Source organism: Streptomyces sp. NPDC059832 (genome assembly GCF_042731715.1).
GTDB lineage: Bacteria > Actinomycetota > Actinomycetes > Streptomycetales > Streptomycetaceae > Streptomyces.
Genome location: NZ_JBHWIY010000014.1, coordinates 60,791 through 78,132, shown reverse-complemented (window position 1 = coordinate 78,132; position 17,342 = coordinate 60,791). Strand labels below are relative to the sequence as shown.

Sequence of the window (17,342 nt, the reverse complement as noted above, 5' to 3'; positions counted from 1 at the left end):
GGTCACCGGCGCTCATGCGCGGCCCGCGAAGTCCGGTGGCTGGAGATTCCGCTGCACCACCAGGACCGGTTTCTGCAGCCGGTCGAGGTCGCGCGAGTCCGCCCTCAGCTTGCGCGGACCCAGCTTGTCCTTGCGCAGGACCAGGACCTGCACCTCGAAGGTGCCGTCGCGGCCCACCGTGGCAGTCGCTCCCCCGGGGGTGATGCCGGTGTTCCACGTGAAACGTACCGTCGCGCCCGGTGGGTAGTCCTTGCCGCGGGCCAGCACCGGCTGGCCCGGCTTGGCGACCTGCGGGGTGACGGTCAGCGAGGGCTTCAGGACGCGCAGCCGGTCGCTGTCCTGGTTGTTGGCCTCGCGGCGGTCCGGCAGCGTGCCGCGCACGGTGGCCCGTACGTCCCCGGTGACCGCCGCGCGGTACGTCGCCGTCTGGGTCACCTCGATGCGGCCGCCGGCCGGGACGGTGCACGGTTTCGCCGCCGAGCAGCGGGTCAGGGCGGGCAGGCTGCGGTCCTTCCCCTTGGACGGTTTCGGCCAGGTGGAACCGATGACCACGCCGGTCGCCGGGTCCGGGCCGGCATTGGTGATGGTGAAGCGGGCACGGGCCGGGCGGCCGGTGTAGGTACGGTCCGGGCTGACGTCGACCTTCATCGCCACGTCCGCCGAGGGCGGGACGGGGGCCTCCAGGACCTCGATATCCGCCGTGTCCGTCCCCGTATTGCCCGCGGAGTCGGTCGCCGAGCAGGTCACCGTGGTGCGGCCGACCGGGAAGAGCGAACCGGAGGCAGGGCTGCACGTCACCGGGAGCGTGCCGTCGGTGGCGTCCTCGGCGGTGGCGGCGTACGTCACCCGCGCGCCCTTCTTGTCCTTGGCCCGGACGATCAGATCGTCCACGGTGACGACGGGCGCGTCGATGTCGTTCACATCAATGTTGATCTGTTCCTGGAAGTCGGGATCGGCCGCCGCGGCCGGCCCGATCGTGTCCGTGCCCGGGGCCTGGGTGCCCATCAGGAACTGGACGGTGCAGGTCAGCCGGGTGCCCTGGGGCGCGTCCGCGGAGACGTCGATGTTCTCGGCGAAGTGCGCGGTGTCGCCGCTGGTGAGCTGCTGGGTCGGTGGGTCGAGGCTGACGGACAGATGCGGATCGCAGTTGTCCAGGCGATAACTCACATTGGTGGGGAGGTTGTTGAACCCCTCGATGATGGCGTCCACGACGTCATCGCCCTCGATGCCTTCGATCATGCGGCCGTTGGTGGCGGTCGCCAGTCGCCGGGCCTGGTCCGGATCATGCTTTGCGTCATTGGGGTACTCGGGTATTCGGCCGTTCCCGTTGAGGCCGTCGCCCCTGTCGCTGGTCAGACCGACCGCGATCAGCCGCACCCCCGCGTCCTGAAGGGCGAACTCGGCGTCGCTGAAAGAATATTTGTAGTTGCTGGGATCGTGGCTGGACGCGTCGCCGACCAGCACGATGACGGGGCTGGAGTCGGGGCGGAACACGGTCTTTCCGTCACCACCGTTGGCCAGCTTCCACAGGGCGTAGATCCAGTCCTCGGGCGGGCCGATACTGAAGCCGCCCATGTCGGAGTTGAGCTGGTTGACGCCTGCCTGCACCTCGTCCAGGTCGTCGGTCAGTCCTTGCAGCACCTTGAAACCCGCGTCGGGGTCCACCTGCTGGTCGCCGAAGGTGGCCACGGCGAAACGCGAATCCTTCTGCTCGTCGCGGATCGCCTTCGTGATCGCGGGGATCCGCTCCTTCACCCGCTGGATGGGGACATCCATGCTGCCCGTGCCGTCCACCAGCAGGATCACATCCGGCCTCGGCGGAATCGCCGGCGTACGCACCTGCTTGTCCACGCCCGTGGAGCCGCCCGGGTCGACCGCGTCGGTGAACTCGGCGGGCGTGACCCAGGGTTCGGGCATCGCCACCGCCGGAGTGCCGGTGGTGACGGCCGAACCGGGGGCGATGCCGGTGGCCACGAGAAGCAGCGCGAGGGCCGGGACACGGAGCGCGGTGAGCGCGCGGCGCGAGGCGGACGGCCTGGCCCGGCCCGGCCCGCCCGGCCGCGACCGCGGCACCCGCCGAAGCGGCTGGAACCAGCGCACGGAAGTCCTCCCCCACCTTCGCCCGATCGGCACACCGGACGTCAGGGTCCTGCACCGGCGGCGGACGCACAGCGGTGCGGGAGTCACACCCTCGGGAAGCCCCCGCTGCCCGAAAGGGCAGCGGGGGCTTTAGCGAGGCGACGTACGTAACCGCGCCGTGCGTACCCGCGCCGTACGCACCCGCGCGGGCGGGATTGATCAGATCAGTCCCTGCCGCATCGCGTAGGCCACCGCGTGCGAGCGGTTCCGCAACTGCAGCCGGGTCATCACCGAATGCAGCACGTTCTTTATGGTGCGCTCGGAGTAGGCCAGCTTCGTCGCGATGTCCGCGGTGTCGTACCCCTCCGCGACCAGCCTCAGCACATCCACCTCGCGCGCCGCGAGACCGGTGAAATGCAGCCCGCGGGGGCCGAGCACCTGCCCCTGGAGGCGGCCCACCTCCTCAAGCAGCCTTCCCAGCAGGTCGGAAGGGAGATGGCCCTCGCCCCGCGCCACCGTCCCGATGACCTGCACCAGATGCTCCGGAGTCGACTCGGAGCGCCTGACCACACCGGCGACACCGCACTCCGCGGCGCTCACCAGCTTCTGCTCGTCGATGTCCGTGGTGACCAGAACGGTGCGCGAGGTGCTGGTGCGCTGGATGTGGCGCAGCATCGTCAACACCGCCTCGTCGACCGTGTCCACGACGACGATCACGATCTGAGGGGAGGCATCGCCCTCCCCCCACTCCATCACGCTGACTTCGGGTCGGGTACGTAACTGACTGGCCACGCCCGCTTGCGAGATCGGGTCCTGGGCCCGTAATGCGACAGTGGTGCGCTCCATGGCAATGCTCCCCCTGGGCAACAGCCGATGGCGTCACGTCGAACACAACCAACACGGCTGTTTTCGTTTGCCTCACTCGTCTGAGGCGGTCAAAAGATGCCCGCGTTTCCTTACAGGGAAACAAAAAAGCCGATCCGGGCACGGAATCTGCCCGGAAGTGTTCCTTCACGGTCGATGTCGGGGTTCGGTGGCGAACCTACGGTGCGCCGTATGAGTCTCACGGCAAGCCTCGACGAATCGTCCGTCACTGCCGCACCGGGCGAGGAGACGGCCCTCCCCCTGCGGATCCTGAACTCCGGCAGCACCGTCGAGGAGTACCGCTTCGAGGTGATCGGTGCGTGTGCCGCCTGGTCGACGGTCGAGCCTGCGACGCTTTCCCTGTATCCGGGCGACTCGCAGACGGTTTCCCTCATGCTGCGTCCGCCCCGGGACTCGACCGTACTCGCGGGGGAGACGCCCTTCGGCATACGGGTGGTGCCCACCAGCGAGCAGGGCGACACGGTGGTGCCCGAAGGCCGGGTGACGGTACTTCCCTTCACCGAGACGACCGCCGAACTCGTACCGCGCAGCTCGCACGGCGCCTGGCGCGGCAGGCACCAACTCGCCGTCGACAACCGGGGGAACGCCCCGGTCACCGTACGGCTGGGGGCTCAGTCGGGCACGGAGCGGGCGCGGGTCTCGTTCGCGGCGGACACACTGCAGATCGCCCCCGGGCGGGCGGAGTTCGGGAAGGTGCGGATCCGGCCCGCCAAGCGCGTGTGGCGCGGCATCCCGATCACTCATCCCTTCCAGCTGGTCGCCACCCCGGACGTGGCCGAGGACCAGGCCCCGGTCGCCCCGGTGGTCGTGGACGGCTCGTACCAGCAGGAGCCGATCCTGCCGCGCTGGCTGCCCCGGGCGCTGATCACTGCGGCCGTTCTGCTGATCGCGCTGGTGGGGCTCTGGTACGCGCTGCTGCGCCCGGCCGTGAAGTCGGCGGCCCGGGAGGCGATCACACCGGACGCGGTACGGTCCGCAGCCGCGGCCGACAAGAGCAAGGCCCCCGACAAGGGCTCCTCGGCCGGCGCGGCGTCGGGCGGAGGTGACTCCTCCGGGGCGAACGGGGGCTCGCCGAAGCCCAGCCCCTCACCGAGCCCCGATGCGTCCTCCGACGCGTCCTCCGACGCGTCGGCCGCGGCCCCGACCAGTGCGCAGGTGCAGGTCAGGGACTCGGTGGGCGGCGGGTCGAACACCTCGACGGCCCTGCAGGTGCCCCGCGGGCACACGTTCCAGCTGACCGACATCGTGGTCCAGAACCCGCAGGGCGACGCGGGGACGCTCGTGGTCTCCTCGGGCCGGGACGCGCCCGTGCTCCGGCTGGCGATGGAGAACTTCCGCGACTCCGACTACCACTTCGTCACCCCGATCATGGTGTCCGCCGGTGGCAAGGTCACGATGACGGTCGACTGCCGGAAGGTGGGCAAGCCGGTGAACGCGCCGACGCCTTCGCGGTGCTCGGAGTCGCTGTTCCTCGGCGGCACGATGAAGACGGACACGGCGGACTGACACGACGGGCGAACGGGCGGTGGACGGGCGGTGGACGGGCGGACGGATACGGCGAACGGGCGCGGCGGACTCGCGGACGGATACGGCGGACGGGCCACGAGGCACCGTCCGCCGAAGGCCCGTCACTCGGGCGGAGCCTCTTCCTCCTCCTCCGCGCCCTCCTTCGCCCGCTGCACGAAGGAGCCCTGTACATCGGCCGGTTGCTCGTCCTCGTCCTCCGTCGCGGCCCGCTGCACAGCGGCCGCCCCCGCTGCCGGAGCCGAAGCGGGAGCCTGAGCCGGGTCCGAAGCCGGGGCCGGGTCCGACAGCACCCGGTCGGCGTTCGCGACGGCCTCCCGCTCGAAGCGGTCGGAGGGGTCGCTCACCCGGATCCCGCCCGCCGCCTCCGTACCCTCCACAGGCCCGTTGCGCTGCTGGATCACATGGGTCAGCTCATGGGCCAGCGTGGTGCGGCCCTGCGGCGAGGACGGGTCGTAGGCGTCCCGCTGGAAGACCACGTTGTTGCCGACCGTGTACGCGTGAGCGCCCACGCCCTTCGCGGACTCGTGGGCGGCGGAGTCCGTGTGGATCCGTACGTCGGAGAAGTCCGCGCCCATCCGGCCCTCCAGATCGGCCCGGGTGTCGGTGTCCAGGGGCTGTCCTCCGCCCGACGAGACCACATCGTGCACGGGGGAGCGCTCTTCCTCCTCCTTGCGCTGGAGCATCGACCTCACGGCACTGTTGCCGACCGCTCGCTGGAGCACGCTCATGCCGCCCGCCCCGACCACATCGGCCCGACCTGCGGCCGCCGCCCGGTAGAGGTGCGGGGTGTCCGCCGCCTCCCGGCCCCCGGACGCCCTCGACGCGTGCACGGGCTCGTCGTGCTCATGCCCGTGTCCGTGATCCCGCTCGTGGTCGTGCTCCTGGTCCCATTCCTGTGCGTGCATCGTCATCTCCCCTGCCCGCGCCCCGGTCGAAGACGCGTCGTGATGGCCTCACCACTCCACCTTCACGACGCCCCGCTGCCCCGTCCAGCCCGGACCCCGCCGGCCGGGGGCAGCCGGTCCTGCCCCTTCGGGCACCCGATCCGTCCGTACGGCAAACGGCTGCACCGCCGGCCGGCGGAGTGGCCGGGCCGCTCCGCCGTCGGGATGATCGAAGGCATGACCAAGAGCGACAAGGACCAGCACATCACCCTGCGGATCGCCCAGGAGCCGCAGGCGGACGAGCTCCTCGCGCGCAGCCCGCTCGCCGCTCTGGTGGGCATGCTGCTGGACCAGCAGGTGCCGATGGAGTGGGCCTTCTCCGGCCCGTACTCCCTGGCGCAGCGGATGGGTGCGGACGACCTGGACGCCCATGAGATCGCCGCCCACGACCCGGAGACGTTCACCGAGCTCTTCACCGCGAAGCCCGCCCTGCACCGCTATCCCGGTTCGATGGCCAAGCGGGTCCAGCAGCTGTGCCAGTACCTGGTGGCGGAGTACGACGGCGACGCGAGCGCGGTGTGGACCGATGTCTCCGACGGGGCGGAGCTACGGAAACGGCTGAACGCACTGCCCGGGTTCGGCACCCAGAAGGCACAGATCTTCCTGGCGCTGCTGGGCAAGCAGTTCGGGGTCCGGCCGACGGGCTGGCGAGAGGCGGCCGGACCGTACGGGGAGGCCGGCTCGCACCGGTCGGTCGCCGACATCACGGGCCCGGAATCGCTCGCCGAGGTCCGCGCGTACAAACAGCACGCGAAGCAGGCGGCCAAGGCGGCCAAACGCGCCGCCGAGCAGTAGCGCCGCGGCCCGCGGCGGACCCCGCCTACCGCCGGCGGCGGGCCGTACCGAAGAGCGACCGCGAGATCTCCCGCCCCAGCTGCGTCCCGACGGACCGGGCCAGCGACCGGAACATCCCGCTCCCCACCACCTGCTCGACCAGCGAGGTGTCCTCCTTGGCCGCCCCCTCGGCCGCCTTCCCGGCCCCGCGCGCCTTCTCACCGCGCACCGCTTCCTCCACCGCCGCCCGGTCCGCGGCCTCCGCGACCTCCGCCTCGGCGGCCCGGCACCGCGCCTCCTGACCGGCGCTCAGCTTCTCGTACGCCGACTCCCGGTCCACCGCCTGTGCGTAACGCCCATACAGCGCAGAGCCCTTCACGGCCGCGTCGAGTTCCGCCGCCGGGTACGGCCCCATCAGCGACTGCGGCGCCCGCAGCCGGGTCGCGGCGACCGGAGTCGGCGCGCCGTTCTCGCTCAGTACCGTGATCACGGCCTCGCCGATGCCCAGCCGGGTCAGCAACTCCGCCAGGTCGTAGGGCGAGTTCGGGAACGTCTTCACCGTCGACCGCAAGGCCTTCGCGTCGTCCGGGGTGAAGGCGCGCAGCGCGTGCTGCACCCGGTTCCCGAGCTGTGCCAGCACCTCCGCGGGCACATCGCGCGGCGTCTGCGTGACGAAGAAGACGCCCACACCCTTGGACCGGATCAGCCGCACGGTCTGGGTGATCGATTCCAGGAACGCCTTCGAGGCCCCGTTGAAGAGCAGATGCGCCTCGTCGAAGAAGAAGACGAGCTTCGGCCGGTCGAGATCGCCGACCTCCGGCAGATCGTGGAAGAGGTCGGCGAGCAGCCACATCAGAAAGGTGGAGAAGAGCTGGGGCTTGTCCTGCACCGCCGCGAGTTCCAGTACGGAGACGAGCCCGCGCCCGTCCGGCGCCTGCCGCAGCAACTCGGCCGTGTCGAACTCGGGCTCCCCGAAGAAGTCGCCCGCGCCCTGCTGCTCGAAGGCGGTGATCGACCGCAGGATCACTCCCGCGGTCGCCGTGGAGAGTCCGCCGATCTCCTTGAGCTCGGCCTTTCCGGTGTCCGAGACGAGGAACGCGACCACGGCCCGCAGGTCCTTGAGGTCCAGCAGCTCCAGGCCCTTGGCGTCGGCGTAATGGAAGATCAGGCCGAGCGACTGTTCCTGCGTCCGGTTGAGCTGAAGCACCTTGGACAGGAGTACGGGTCCGAAGCTGGTGACCGTCGCGCGCAGCGGGATGCCGGGGCCGATGCCGCCGAGCGCGTAGAACTCGCACGGGAAGCCCTTGGCCTCCCACACCTGCCCCACCTGTCCGGCACGCCCGGTGACCCGGTCCCCCGGCGCGCCGGGGGCGGCGATGCCCGAGACATCTCCCTTGATGTCGGCGAGGAAGACGGGGACACCGCCGGCCGAGAGCTGTTCGGCGATCAGCTGGAGCGTCTTGGTCTTCCCGGTTCCGGTGGCGCCCGCGACGAGCCCGTGCCGGTTGAGCATCGCCAGCGGAATCCGGATCTGAGCGTCCGGCAGGCAGGCGCCGTCCCAGAGCAACGCGCCCAGATCGAGGGCGGCCCCGGAAACGGCGTACCCGGCGGCGATCTCCCGAGCCGGCTCCGGCAGAACACCTACCCCCTCGGCCCGCACACCACCCTCCTCGGCCTGCGCACCGGCCCCCGCAGCTTCCCGCACACCACCCTCCTCAGCCTGCGCACCGGCCCCCGCAGCTTCCCGCACACCGGCGCTCGCGCCTTGCGCACCGGCGCCCGCGGCCCGCACATCGGCGCCCGCCCCTTGCGGCGCATCCGCGTCCGGACCGCCGGTCGTGCCCGGAGTCGTGGCTCCGCCCATGCCCGCGCCCGTGCCACCGCCCGTGCTGTCGCTGTCATTCATCGAGGCCCCATTCCGGAATGCCTGCTTTTGTGGCGTTCTTGCCAGCATCGCAGTCCGGCCCCGTGGCTGCGCCCGGAGGCTCTTGCCCGGTAGGCTTTCCGTGTGATCTTCAAGCGCATCGGAAATGGGCGGCCTTATCCCGACCACGGCCGGGAAAGCACCCGGCAGTGGGCGGACGTCGCGCCGCGCCCGGTCCGCCTCGATCAGCTGGTGACCACCAAGGGCAACCTGGACCTCGAAACCCTCCTCGCCGAGGATTCGACGTTCTACGGTGACCTGTTCGCGCACGTCGTGAAGTGGCAGGGCGACCTCTATCTGGAGGACGGACTGCACCGCGCGGTCCGCGCCGCACTTCAGCAGCGCCAGGTACTGCACGCCCGCGTGCTCGAACTCGGCTGACCGAAGCGGGTCCCTCCACGGACCGGCAGGACGGACAGGACCGTCAGGACCCACGGACCCCGCGACACCTTCGGGTGCTCCGGGGTTCGTTCGGGTGCTTTCGCACCCGGACGGGTGCGATCCATTGATCATTTAGTAGGCATCATCACCGGGTCGCACTACGCTGCGCCCATGAGCATGCTCACTCCCCCCGGCATGGGCGGAAAGTACCGCATCACGGGCGACAAGTATCCGAAGATGCGCCGCCCCCGGCGCCGCGGCAAACTGATCCTCGCTGCCACCGCTTCCGTGGTCGCCCTCGGGCTGGCCGGATGGGGCACGATGCAGCTCATCGACGTCTTCACCGGCGGCGACCGGAAGGCCAGCGCCGCCGACCACAGGACCGACTGCCCTTCCGTCAAGTCCTCCGCGCCCGCGAAGGCGCTGCCGAAGCCCGCGAAGATCACCGTCAACGTCTACAACGCGACACCGCGCAGCGGGCTCGCGAAGCAGGCGGCCGACGAACTGAAGAAGCGCGGCTTCACCATCGGCAAGGTGGGCAACGCCCCGGCCGCGTACGACAAGAAGGTCCCCGGCCCCGGGGTGCTGCTGGGCGCCCCCTCGGCCACGAACGGCTCGTTCCCGGTCCTCGGTACGCAGTTGCGGGGCGCCACCCCGAAGACCGACGCCCGCAGGACGGCGGACGTCGATCTGATTCTCGGTACGAAGTTCAAGACGTTCAGCACGCCCCGGTCGGCGGCCGCGGCCCTCGCCGCCCTGACGAAGCCGGCCCCCGCACCGTCGTCCTGCTGACGGCTGCCGGGTCGCCCCGGCAGCCCGGCGCGGCCCGACAGCCCGGGGCGACTCGCTCGGGTCCTAGTCGGCCGTGCCGTACATCCGGTCGCCCGCGTCACCCAGGCCCGGGACGATGTAGCCGTTCTCGTTGAGCCGCTCGTCGACCGAGGCGGTGACGACGGTCACCGGCGTACCGGCCAGCTCGCGCTCCATCACCTCGACGCCCTCGGGCGCCGCGAGCAGCACGACCGCGGTGACATCGTCCGCACCGCGCTTGATCAGCTCCTGGATGGCCGCGACCAGCGTGCCGCCGGTGGCCAGCATCGGGTCCAGGACGTACACCTGACGGCCGGAGAGGTCCTCCGGCATCCGGGTGGCGTACGTCTCCGCCTTGAGCGTCTCCTCATTGCGGATCATGCCCAGGAAGCCGACCTCGGCGGTCGGCAGCAGCCGAACCATGCCGTCGAGCATGCCGAGACCGGCCCGCAGGATCGGCACGACCAGCGGCCGCGGGTGCGACAGCTTCACGCCGGTCGTCGGTGTGACCGGGGTCTCGATGTCGACCTGTTCGGTGCGCACATCCCGGGTGGCCTCGTAGGCGAGCAGGGTGACCAGCTCGTCGGCGAGCCGCCGGAAAGTCGGGGAGTCGGTGCGCTTGTCGCGCAGGGTGGTGAGTTTGTGCGCGACCAGTGGGTGGTCGACGACGTGGATCCGCATGGGTTCAACAGTAACCGTGCCTCCCGCACCCGTGCGCTGGCATCAACCGCATGTTCGGGGGGAAGGTGGGGGCATACGGACCCAGCCTTGGGGTGATGAGCCGATGCCGGACGGGGAAAAGTGGAAGCGGGACCAGCCGGACGCGCCGGTCCCGCAGGACACACAGGTCCAGCAGGACCCGGAGGAGAACGACGCGGCACGCCGTAGGCGGCGCGCCCAGTTCCTGCGCGAGCTCCACGAGGCGAAGGCGCTCCGCGACCGGGTGCAGCCCCGCCGCGCGAGGGCGGCCCGGATGCGCCAGGCCATGCGCATGCGCACCTTCCGCTGGTAGCCGGGACGGCCGTCCGGCATCCCCGGCGTCCCCCTGGTGGCGGCGTCCAGGAGAACTGATGGCCGACGCAACGGCCGAACTCCTCTCGCGGAGCCCATGTTTCTGCCACGATTCCGATGGGCGGGACGCAGGACAGCCGGGCCACCGACTGCCCTCCCGTCGGACCTTCAGCCCTATGACCAGTGGGAGAGTCACGGTGTACTTCGCCGCACTGCTCGCGCGCACCGAAGACGGGTGGGAAGCGAGCGATACGGAGCTCGACGATGTGGAGACCCTGTCCGACCTGACGGATCTGGCCCGCGAGGCCTCGGTGGACGAGGACACGGTGCTCGTCTTCATCGAGCAGGAGGACGCCTGGTTCGGCGTCGTCCGGGTGGATGGTGAGGACGACCCCCGTATTTTCGTCTCGGACGCCACCGCCGCAGCACGCTCCTCGTACGGGGAGATCCTGCTCACCGATGAACTGCTCGGCCGCGAACCCGGGGCCGAGGACACGATTGCCGCCCTCGAAGAGCTCGTCGGCCTCGACGGTACGGAGGACGGCGACCCGGACACCACCCCCGACAACGACACCGACACAGATACCGACGACGACGATGACGACGGACTCGACGCCGACGCCGTACCGGCGGGCCCGCTCGGCGACACCCGGATCCTGGCCGACCTCGGGCTCCCCGAGGCCGAGCTGCTGATGCTGCGCACGGACGCGATGGTGGAGATCGCGGACGCGCTGGGCGCGGCCGAGGTTCTGGAAACCGTCCGTTAGGGTCCGCGGGTGAGCGAACCACCGCACCCGCAAGGACCGCCGGAACCGTACGACCCCGTACGGGACCCGTGGCGGGCGCACATGCGCCGCGCCCTGGCCGAGGCCGATCTGGCGGCGCTGGCCGGCGATGTGCCGGTCGGCGCCGTCGTGCTCGGCCCGGACGGCACCCTGCTCGCCACGGGCCACAACGAACGCGAGGCGACCGGCGACCCGACCGCGCACGCCGAGATCCTCGCCGTCCGCAGGGCCGCGGCGGCCCTCGGCCGGTGGCGGCTGTCCGGATGCACCCTGGTCGTCACCCTGGAGCCCTGCACGATGTGCGCGGGCGCACTGGTGCAGTCCCGCGTGGACCGAGTGGTCTACGGGGCCCGGGACGAGAAGGCGGGCGCGGCGGGCTCCCTCTGGGACGTCGTACGCGACCGCCGGCTCAACCACCGTCCCGAGGTCATCCAAGGAGTCCTGGAGGACGTCTGCGCCGACCGCCTGACGGCCTTCTTCCGCACCCTCTGAGAACCGATTTCTGTCCGCGGCCCGGAATGGTCTAAGCTCTCTCTCGGTAGCGTGTCCGAGCGGCCGAAGGAGCTCGCCTCGAAAGCGAGTGTGGGGAAACTCACCGAGGGTTCAAATCCCTCCGCTACCGCCATCGACGCCCTCCCGGACTGCGGAAACGCAGACCGGGAGGGCGTTCGCGCGTCACGGAGACAGTGAGGTCGCCCCCACCGCGCACCGACTACCGCGTGGACGGAGGGCGCCCCGGAGTCCTGACCACTCCGAAAACGCCCCGCTTCCACCGCCCCACCGAGGCGCCCCCGCCACATGCGGATGCGCATCCGCCACGCCCCTCAGGGCCGTTGGCCTCGGACGGCTGCGCGTATCGCACAACACGGTGCGCGCCCGGCCCTCTTCGAACGTGGTCCCCGCGCACGCGGGGCCAGGCCCGCGAAGGGGTCGAGGCCGGAGTCGGGCCGAAGCGGTTCGGAGGGGGCTCGGGTACGGCCGTGGCCCCGCACGACGGATGTCGTGCCGGGGCCACAGTTCACCGAAGCTCAGGTCGGGGGAAGCGGCATCGGGGGGACAAGCCGCTTCCCCCGGTGAGAACGGGGCCCTCAAGCCCTCGCCGCGGTCAGGGGGTGGCCTGCGGTGAGGGCCCCACAGTGGGGGCCCGTTCCGAGCCCCTCGGATTCCTGCCTCATCCGCTGGGCTCACCGTCCATCCTGCTCCCCCGCAGAGGCCGTGCGGGTGGGCGAAGGGCCCCGATCGCCGGGTCCTTGGTCCTTAAAGGTCGCGTGAGTGGTCGGAATCCTCCACGGGGTACGACCATCCGTGCGGATAGAATCGCCCGACTGCACAGGAGATCGAAACAGGGGATCGAAGGGGAGGCAGGGGCTGTGGTGCAAGCGAAGAAGATAGCTCTCTACGTGATAGTCGTCTTCGTGCTGTACACGATCATCACCTCCCCGGCTCGGGCGGCTGATCTCGTCCAGGTAGGGTTCGAGGGCGTTTCGAGTGCCGCACAGGGCGTCGGCGACTTCATGTCCGAGCTCGTGAAGTAGGAGTACACCGTGATCCGCCATCTGGTCCTGTTCAAGCTGAACGACGGCGTCGAGCGGGACGACCCGCGGGTCGTCGCAGGGGCGCAGGCCTTCCGGGAGCTGGCGGGGCAGGTCCCGGAGCTGGAGTTCTGGGAGTGCGCCTGGAACATCACCGACCGGCCGATCGCGTACGACTTCGCCATCAACTCCGCGGTCGCCGACCAGGACGCCCTGAAGCGGTACATCGAGCACCCCGCCCATCAGGCCGCCGCCGGGCAGTGGCGGGAATTCGCCACCTGGGTGATCGCCGACTACCCGTTCTGATCCGGCCGGTCCGGCTTTCGTTCCGGTCCGGACGGCCCCCGAGCCCCTCACCATCACGGTGAGGGGCTTTTTTTGGTGTTTAAACCAAGTTGAACCCAACACGACGCTATACGGTGCTTGCACACAGTGGACATGTCTTGTGATGCTATGACCGCTTTTGACGGATGAGTTGACCGAAGTTGACCGCAAAGGGGTGGCCTCATCATGCCGGCCAGTACAGCGCCTCAAGTGCCTCCCCAGTCCGTCCAGACGAGCCAGGTGGCCGAGCCCAGTCAGGCGATCCAGACCGAGACGCCCGACAGCACGACGACGCCCGCCAGGACCCGGGGCGCGGACACCAGGGCGCTCACCCAGGTGCTCTTCGGACAGCTCAAGAACCTGGAGCCGGGGACCCCGGAGCACGGCCGGGTGCGGGCGGCCCTCATCGAGGCGAACCTCCCGCTGGTGCGGTACGCCGCGGCGCGGTTCCGCAGCCGCAACGAGCCGATGGAGGACGTCGTCCAGGTCGGCACGATCGGCCTGATCAACGCCATCGACCGGTTCGACCCCGAACGCGGCGTCCAGTTCCCGACGTTCGCGATGCCGACCGTCGTCGGCGAGATCAAGCGGTACTTCCGGGACAACGTACGGACCGTCCACGTCCCCCGGCGGCTTCACGAGCTGTGGGTCCAGGTCACCGGCGCCACCGAGGACCTGACGACCGCTCACGGCCGTTCACCCACCACCGCGGAGATCGCCGAGCGACTGAGGATCTCCGAGGACGAGGTGCTCGCCTGCATCGAGGCCGGGCGCTCCTACCACGCGACCTCGCTGGAGGCCGCCCAGGAGGGCGACGGGCTGCCCGGACTGCTGGACCGGCTCGGCTACGAGGACCCGGCGCTCGCCGGGGTCGAGCACCGCGATCTCGTCCGGCATCTGCTCGTCCAGCTCCCCGAGCGCGAGCAGCGCATCCTCCTGCTGCGCTACTACAGCAATCTGACCCAGTCACAGATCAGTGCCGAACTGGGAGTCTCCCAGATGCATGTGTCAAGACTGCTGGCTCGCAGCTTTGCCCGACTTCGATCCGCAAACAGGATCGAGGCCTAACCGGATCGGGTAGAGCGCTCGAAGTCCGGTTCACGCGACCCAAATGCCTCGCACCCCCTGTTAACTGCGCAGACGCCACAAAGACTTGTCGACATGTCACTACAGCGTGTTGCCGACATGTGACATTCTGCGGGAACCGCGTTTGCCGTGGCCTCGCCTCCGGTATTCAGGTGGAGGCTGCGTTCCTCCGATGGTCGCGGCTCCACGCGACCGTCCGCGACCTCAAGGGGGTGGCATGTCCGCAGAACAGGGCAGCTCGAAGGTGCTCACGCTCACGAAGAGCGAACCCGCACCCGTTGTGCTCACCAGCTCGCCGGAAGCCATCGACACCCGCACTCTGTCCCGCTCCCTGTTCCAGCGGCTCGCCGCGCTGGGGCCGGCACCAGGCCCTGAAGGAACGGACAGCCCGGAGCGTGCCTACGTACGGGACACACTCATCGAGCTCAACCTCCCGCTGGTGCGGTACGCCGCGGCGCGGTTCCGCAGCCGCAACGAGCCGATGGAGGACATCGTCCAGGTCGGCACGATCGGCCTGATCAAGGCGATCGACCGGTTCGACTGCGAACGGGGCGTGGAATTCCCGACGTTCGCGATGCCGACCGTCGTCGGGGAGATCAAGCGGTTCTTCCGCGACACCTCGTGGTCGGTGCGCGTCCCGCGCCGGCTCCAGGAGCTGCGGCTGGCGCTGACCAAGACCAGCGACGAGCTCGCGCAGAAGCTCGACCGCTCGCCGACCGTGCCCGAGCTGGCCAAGGCGCTCGGGGTCTCCGAGGAGGACGTGGTCGACGGTCTGGCCGTCGGCAACGCGTACACCGCCTCCTCGCTGGACTCGCCCTCGCCCGAGGACGACGGCGGCGAGGGCTCCCTCGCGGACCGGCTCGGTTACGAGGACTCGGCGCTGGAAGGCGTCGAGTACCGCGAATCGCTCAAGCCGCTGCTGGCCAAGCTCCCGCCGCGCGAGCGCCAGATCATCATGCTGCGGTTCTTCGCCAACATGACCCAGTCGCAGATCGGCGAGGAGGTCGGCATCTCGCAGATGCATGTCTCGCGCCTGCTGACCCGTACGCTCGCCCAGCTCAGGGAAGGGCTCATCGCCGACTGACGCCGTGGACTCCCGTACCGGAGCACAAGGGTTCCGATTTGACGGACCGTCAGCCACACTGGCGCGATGCGACGTCAGATGCTCGGCTCGAACGGCCGCCGGGGCACCGTGATCGCCGCCTCGGCGGCCGTGCTGTGTCTGGGCGGCGTGCTGGCCGCCTGCGGCGGCGGTACGGCGGACGAGGGCTACGTGGCGCTCGGCGCGGCGGGAACGGATCCCGGGAGAGCTCCGACGGGGGCGGTGGCACCGTCGGGGAAGGTGACGCTGGTCCCGCTGGACCGGGGCGGCGGCGAGGGCCGTGGCGACGGTGGCGGTGAGGGCGCTGGAGGGCGTCCCGGGGGGCGCGGGCCCTCGCCGAGCGCCTCCGGCAGTGCCGACGGCGCCGGAGCCACGGGCGCGGCGAGCGGTGGAACCCCCAGGCCGTCCGGCACGCCCGGCGCATCAGGCCCCGGCAGCGGCGGCGGTACGGGGGGCGCATCCGGCTCCGGCGGCGCGGGCGGGACCGGAGGAGGCTCCGCCGGGCCCACGGCCCCCTCGGTGCCCGGATCTCCCGCACCCGGCGGGCCCGCCGAGCTGACGGTGGGCGCCCCCGTGCGGGCGGCGGCGGACGAGCGGTGGTGCGAGAAGGTGACCGTGGAGTTCCGGAACACCGGAGGATCAGCGGCGCGCTCGGGAACCGTCACCTTCGCCACGCACGTGATCGGCGGGCTGGGGATCGACTGGGCGACCATCGAGTCGACCGGACCGCTGCCCGCGCCGATCGACGCGGGAGCGGCGCGGACGAAGACGTACACCGTCTGCGTGGACGCCTGGCGGGTGCCCCTGGGCATGCATGTCGAGACCCGGGACGTCACCGCCGTATTGAAGTGACGGGTGGACGTGTTGCGCGGTGCGCGGTGACCGGGGTGCCGGTCAGCCCAGCGCGAGCCAGGCGACCGCTCCGAGGACGACGACCACCGCGACGACGGCGGCGATCACCCCGACCTTCGGTCCGGACGAGGCGGCCGGCTGCTGCCTGCGCTGCGGCTCGCCCTCGTCGACGAAGGCGCGGAACATCTGGGTGCTGCCGGCCGGGTCGTGGTTGCCCTCGGGGCCCTGCGGGGCGTGGGGGTTGTGTGCCATGGGCCAGGACCCTAGCGAACTCGGCGTTCCGGCCCAACCCCCGGGTCGGTGAAGGGCCGAGGCCGGAGCCGGGGGACCGGTGCGGATGCGGCCGGTGCGCCGTGGCGGAGCGGGGCTCGGGCAGCGGGGTCGCGAGGGTGCGTCGGGGCGGATCCAGGCGCGTACACAGGTCAGTTGCGGAGTCCGGTGCGGATCGTTTCCGGCAGCTCGCGCTTCCAGCAAGGCAGTTGAAGTGCGCCCCGTGTCCGGTTCGGGCGCGGGGCCCGTACCCCGTACATACGGCGCGGCCGCACTCCGTACACGCGGTGCGCCCGATCCTTCGCGCAGCCGCACCCGCCCCGGAACGGGGCCCCGTCCGCCCCGACTGTGGCGCGACACACACTCCGCACCACCCGCACCCCACACGCTGGGGCTTTGACCGGAGACGTACGCAGCCTTTTGCTTTCCTTTACTTCTGCAAGCCCCTTTTCGTTTGCCTGCAGCAACCAACGGCTTCTATGGTTGCCCTAAGCAACAAGATGAACCGGTAGATGTCTGGGGGTCCCGTGGCCGCACGGAGTCAGTACGAAGAACTGGCCCGGCAGCTCAGCGCCGTCGGGGCCGTCAAGCGCGGCCTCGCCCGAATCCTGCCCGCCGAATGTCCGGGCGGCTCCGCCGCCGTACTGGCTCTTCTCAGGCAGCACGGCGAGATGCGGATCAGCCGGCTGGCCGAGCTGCTGGACGTCGACATGTCGGTGACCAGCCGTCATGTCGCCCATGTGGCAGAGCGTGGCTGGATCGAACGGTCTCCGGATCCGGCGGACAAGCGGTCCCGCATCCTGCGGCTGACCCCCGACGGACGTGACGTACTCGCCGACCTGAACCGACGGACGACCGAGATGTTCGCCCACAACCTCTCCGACTGGTCGGACGACGAGGTCGGACAGCTCAACACGCTGTTGGCCCGGCTGCGCGACAGTTTCGCCTGTCGCGGGCCCAGCGGGTGCGGCCCCGGAAAGCACAGCGGCGACTGCCGTTCCCGGCATGCCGACAGCGACAACGACGCGCACACCCGTACACCCGTGTAACAGAAGC

19 protein-coding genes and 1 tRNA gene are annotated in these 17,342 nt (G+C 70.5%); 14 read left to right on the top strand and 6 right to left on the bottom strand.

Translation table 11 applies throughout. The annotated features are described in order from the left end of the window. Positions 1 to 12 precede the first annotated feature (12 nt). Both ACFV8T_RS24715 and ACFV8T_RS24710 read right to left on the bottom strand, forming a co-directional pair. Positions 13 to 2,100, bottom strand: coding sequence for a VWA domain-containing protein (locus ACFV8T_RS24715; RefSeq protein WP_385331193.1), 2,088 nt, complete (start codon positions 2,098 to 2,100; stop codon positions 13 to 15). Positions 2,101 to 2,298: 198 nt separating this feature from the next. Further along, positions 2,299 to 2,925 carry a response regulator transcription factor gene (locus tag ACFV8T_RS24710; RefSeq protein WP_266416590.1) on the bottom strand — a complete coding sequence of 209 codons (627 nt, stop codon included), beginning with the start codon at positions 2,923 to 2,925 and terminating at the stop codon, positions 2,299 to 2,301. 210 nt (positions 2,926 to 3,135) lie between these two features. On the opposite strand from ACFV8T_RS24710, the gene ACFV8T_RS24705 reads away from it, so the two are divergent. Continuing rightward, entirely contained in the window at positions 3,136 to 4,470 is a 1,335-nt protein-coding gene (locus tag ACFV8T_RS24705; RefSeq protein WP_385331190.1) for a hypothetical protein, read from the top strand. A 122-nt stretch (positions 4,471 to 4,592) separates the two neighbouring features. Here ACFV8T_RS24705 and ACFV8T_RS24700 read toward each other — a convergent pair whose 3' ends face one another. Further along, on the bottom strand, positions 4,593 to 5,402 hold the full coding sequence (locus ACFV8T_RS24700; RefSeq protein ID WP_385331186.1) for a DUF4157 domain-containing protein: 810 nt from the start codon (positions 5,400 to 5,402) through the stop codon (positions 4,593 to 4,595). 210 nt (positions 5,403 to 5,612) lie between these two features. On the opposite strand from ACFV8T_RS24700, the gene ACFV8T_RS24695 reads away from it, so the two are divergent. Further along, complete coding sequence (locus tag ACFV8T_RS24695) at positions 5,613 to 6,230, top strand: HhH-GPD-type base excision DNA repair protein (RefSeq protein WP_385331183.1); 618 nt, start codon at positions 5,613 to 5,615, stop codon at positions 6,228 to 6,230. A gap of 25 nt (positions 6,231 to 6,255) precedes the next feature. Here the strand turns inward: ACFV8T_RS24695 and ACFV8T_RS24690 are convergent, their stop codons facing one another. Beyond that, positions 6,256 to 8,115: a helicase HerA-like domain-containing protein gene (locus ACFV8T_RS24690; RefSeq protein WP_385331180.1), complete on the bottom strand. Its 1,860-nt coding sequence runs from the start codon at positions 8,113 to 8,115 to the stop codon at positions 6,256 to 6,258. Between the two features lie 102 nt (positions 8,116 to 8,217). Here ACFV8T_RS24690 and ACFV8T_RS24685 point away from each other — a divergent pair, with 102 nt between their 5' ends. Together ACFV8T_RS24685 and ACFV8T_RS24680 are read left to right on the top strand one after the other, a co-directional pair. Continuing rightward, complete coding sequence (locus ACFV8T_RS24685) at positions 8,218 to 8,514, top strand: type II toxin-antitoxin system VapB family antitoxin (protein ID WP_072488263.1); 297 nt, start codon at positions 8,218 to 8,220, stop codon at positions 8,512 to 8,514. Between the two features lie 195 nt (positions 8,515 to 8,709). Beyond that, the gene (locus ACFV8T_RS24680; RefSeq protein ID WP_385331409.1) at positions 8,710 to 9,306 is read left to right on the top strand and encodes a LytR C-terminal domain-containing protein; all 597 of its coding nucleotides are present in this window, start codon (positions 8,710 to 8,712) and stop codon (positions 9,304 to 9,306) included. A 63-nt stretch (positions 9,307 to 9,369) separates the two neighbouring features. Here the strand turns inward: ACFV8T_RS24680 and upp are convergent, their stop codons facing one another. Next, the gene (upp, locus tag ACFV8T_RS24675; RefSeq protein WP_385331177.1) at positions 9,370 to 10,005 is read right to left on the bottom strand and encodes a uracil phosphoribosyltransferase; all 636 of its coding nucleotides are present in this window, start codon (positions 10,003 to 10,005) and stop codon (positions 9,370 to 9,372) included. Between the two features lie 103 nt (positions 10,006 to 10,108). Between upp and ACFV8T_RS24670 the strand changes: the two genes are divergently transcribed. From ACFV8T_RS24670 to ACFV8T_RS24630, 9 genes are all read left to right on the top strand, one after another. After that, positions 10,109 to 10,336: a hypothetical protein gene (locus ACFV8T_RS24670; RefSeq protein ID WP_385331174.1), complete on the top strand. Its 228-nt coding sequence runs from the start codon at positions 10,109 to 10,111 to the stop codon at positions 10,334 to 10,336. 196 nt (positions 10,337 to 10,532) lie between these two features. Continuing rightward, entirely contained in the window at positions 10,533 to 11,102 is a 570-nt protein-coding gene (locus tag ACFV8T_RS24665; protein WP_266425606.1) for a hypothetical protein, read from the top strand. A gap of 81 nt (positions 11,103 to 11,183) precedes the next feature. Continuing rightward, positions 11,184 to 11,612: a tRNA adenosine(34) deaminase TadA gene (tadA, locus tag ACFV8T_RS24660; protein WP_385331406.1), complete on the top strand. Its 429-nt coding sequence runs from the start codon at positions 11,184 to 11,186 to the stop codon at positions 11,610 to 11,612. Positions 11,613 to 11,657: 45 nt separating this feature from the next. Then, positions 11,658 to 11,745 (top strand) — tRNA-Ser (locus ACFV8T_RS24655). Positions 11,746 to 12,490: 745 nt separating this feature from the next. Next, positions 12,491 to 12,655 (top strand): hypothetical protein, encoded by a 165-nt coding sequence (locus ACFV8T_RS24650; RefSeq protein ID WP_176729265.1) that lies wholly within the window; start codon positions 12,491 to 12,493, stop codon positions 12,653 to 12,655. A gap of 9 nt (positions 12,656 to 12,664) precedes the next feature. After that, a complete protein-coding gene (locus tag ACFV8T_RS24645) occupies positions 12,665 to 12,958 on the top strand; it encodes a Dabb family protein (RefSeq protein WP_385331171.1) in 294 nt (97 codons plus the stop codon). Between the two features lie 204 nt (positions 12,959 to 13,162). Further along, positions 13,163 to 14,044 (top strand): RNA polymerase sigma factor SigF, encoded by an 882-nt coding sequence (locus tag ACFV8T_RS24640; protein WP_385331168.1) that lies wholly within the window; start codon positions 13,163 to 13,165, stop codon positions 14,042 to 14,044. A gap of 235 nt (positions 14,045 to 14,279) precedes the next feature. Beyond that, on the top strand, positions 14,280 to 15,146 hold the full coding sequence (locus ACFV8T_RS24635) for an RNA polymerase sigma factor SigF (RefSeq protein ID WP_266416598.1): 867 nt from the start codon (positions 14,280 to 14,282) through the stop codon (positions 15,144 to 15,146). Between the two features lie 66 nt (positions 15,147 to 15,212). Next, positions 15,213 to 16,016 carry a hypothetical protein gene (locus ACFV8T_RS24630; RefSeq protein ID WP_385331164.1) on the top strand — a complete coding sequence of 268 codons (804 nt, stop codon included), beginning with the start codon at positions 15,213 to 15,215 and terminating at the stop codon, positions 16,014 to 16,016. Between the two features lie 42 nt (positions 16,017 to 16,058). On the opposite strand, the gene ACFV8T_RS24625 is transcribed toward ACFV8T_RS24630, so the two are convergent. Beyond that, positions 16,059 to 16,268 carry a hypothetical protein gene (locus tag ACFV8T_RS24625; protein ID WP_148837043.1) on the bottom strand — a complete coding sequence of 70 codons (210 nt, stop codon included), beginning with the start codon at positions 16,266 to 16,268 and terminating at the stop codon, positions 16,059 to 16,061. Between the two features lie 545 nt (positions 16,269 to 16,813). On the opposite strand from ACFV8T_RS24625, the gene ACFV8T_RS24620 reads away from it, so the two are divergent. Then, a complete protein-coding gene (locus tag ACFV8T_RS24620) occupies positions 16,814 to 17,335 on the top strand; it encodes a MarR family winged helix-turn-helix transcriptional regulator (RefSeq protein ID WP_385331161.1) in 522 nt (173 codons plus the stop codon). Positions 17,336 to 17,342: the final 7 nt, after the last annotated feature.

Excerpts from the sequence above, each read along its gene's own strand:
- ACFV8T_RS24630 (WP_385331164.1), top strand. The coding sequence starts at position 15,213 with ATGCGACGTCAGATGCTCGGCTCGAACGGCCGCCGGGGCACCGTGATC.
- ACFV8T_RS24710 (WP_266416590.1), bottom strand. The coding sequence starts at position 2,925 with ATGGAGCGCACCACTGTCGCATTACGGGCCCAGGACCCGATCTCGCAA.
- ACFV8T_RS24690 (WP_385331180.1), bottom strand. The coding sequence starts at position 8,115 with ATGAATGACAGCGACAGCACGGGCGGTGGCACGGGCGCGGGCATGGGC.
- ACFV8T_RS24640 (WP_385331168.1), top strand. The coding sequence starts at position 13,163 with ATGCCGGCCAGTACAGCGCCTCAAGTGCCTCCCCAGTCCGTCCAGACG.
- upp (WP_385331177.1), bottom strand. The coding sequence starts at position 10,005 with ATGCGGATCCACGTCGTCGACCACCCACTGGTCGCGCACAAACTCACC.
- tadA (WP_385331406.1), top strand. The coding sequence starts at position 11,184 with ATGCGCCGCGCCCTGGCCGAGGCCGATCTGGCGGCGCTGGCCGGCGAT.
- ACFV8T_RS24705 (WP_385331190.1), top strand. The coding sequence starts at position 3,136 with ATGAGTCTCACGGCAAGCCTCGACGAATCGTCCGTCACTGCCGCACCG.
- ACFV8T_RS24695 (WP_385331183.1), top strand. The coding sequence starts at position 5,613 with ATGACCAAGAGCGACAAGGACCAGCACATCACCCTGCGGATCGCCCAG.
- ACFV8T_RS24670 (WP_385331174.1), top strand. The coding sequence starts at position 10,109 with ATGCCGGACGGGGAAAAGTGGAAGCGGGACCAGCCGGACGCGCCGGTC.
- ACFV8T_RS24635 (WP_266416598.1), top strand. The coding sequence starts at position 14,280 with ATGTCCGCAGAACAGGGCAGCTCGAAGGTGCTCACGCTCACGAAGAGC.
- ACFV8T_RS24680 (WP_385331409.1), top strand. The coding sequence starts at position 8,710 with ATGGGCGGAAAGTACCGCATCACGGGCGACAAGTATCCGAAGATGCGC.
- ACFV8T_RS24625 (WP_148837043.1), bottom strand. The coding sequence starts at position 16,268 with ATGGCACACAACCCCCACGCCCCGCAGGGCCCCGAGGGCAACCACGAC.
- ACFV8T_RS24700 (WP_385331186.1), bottom strand. The coding sequence starts at position 5,402 with ATGACGATGCACGCACAGGAATGGGACCAGGAGCACGACCACGAGCGG.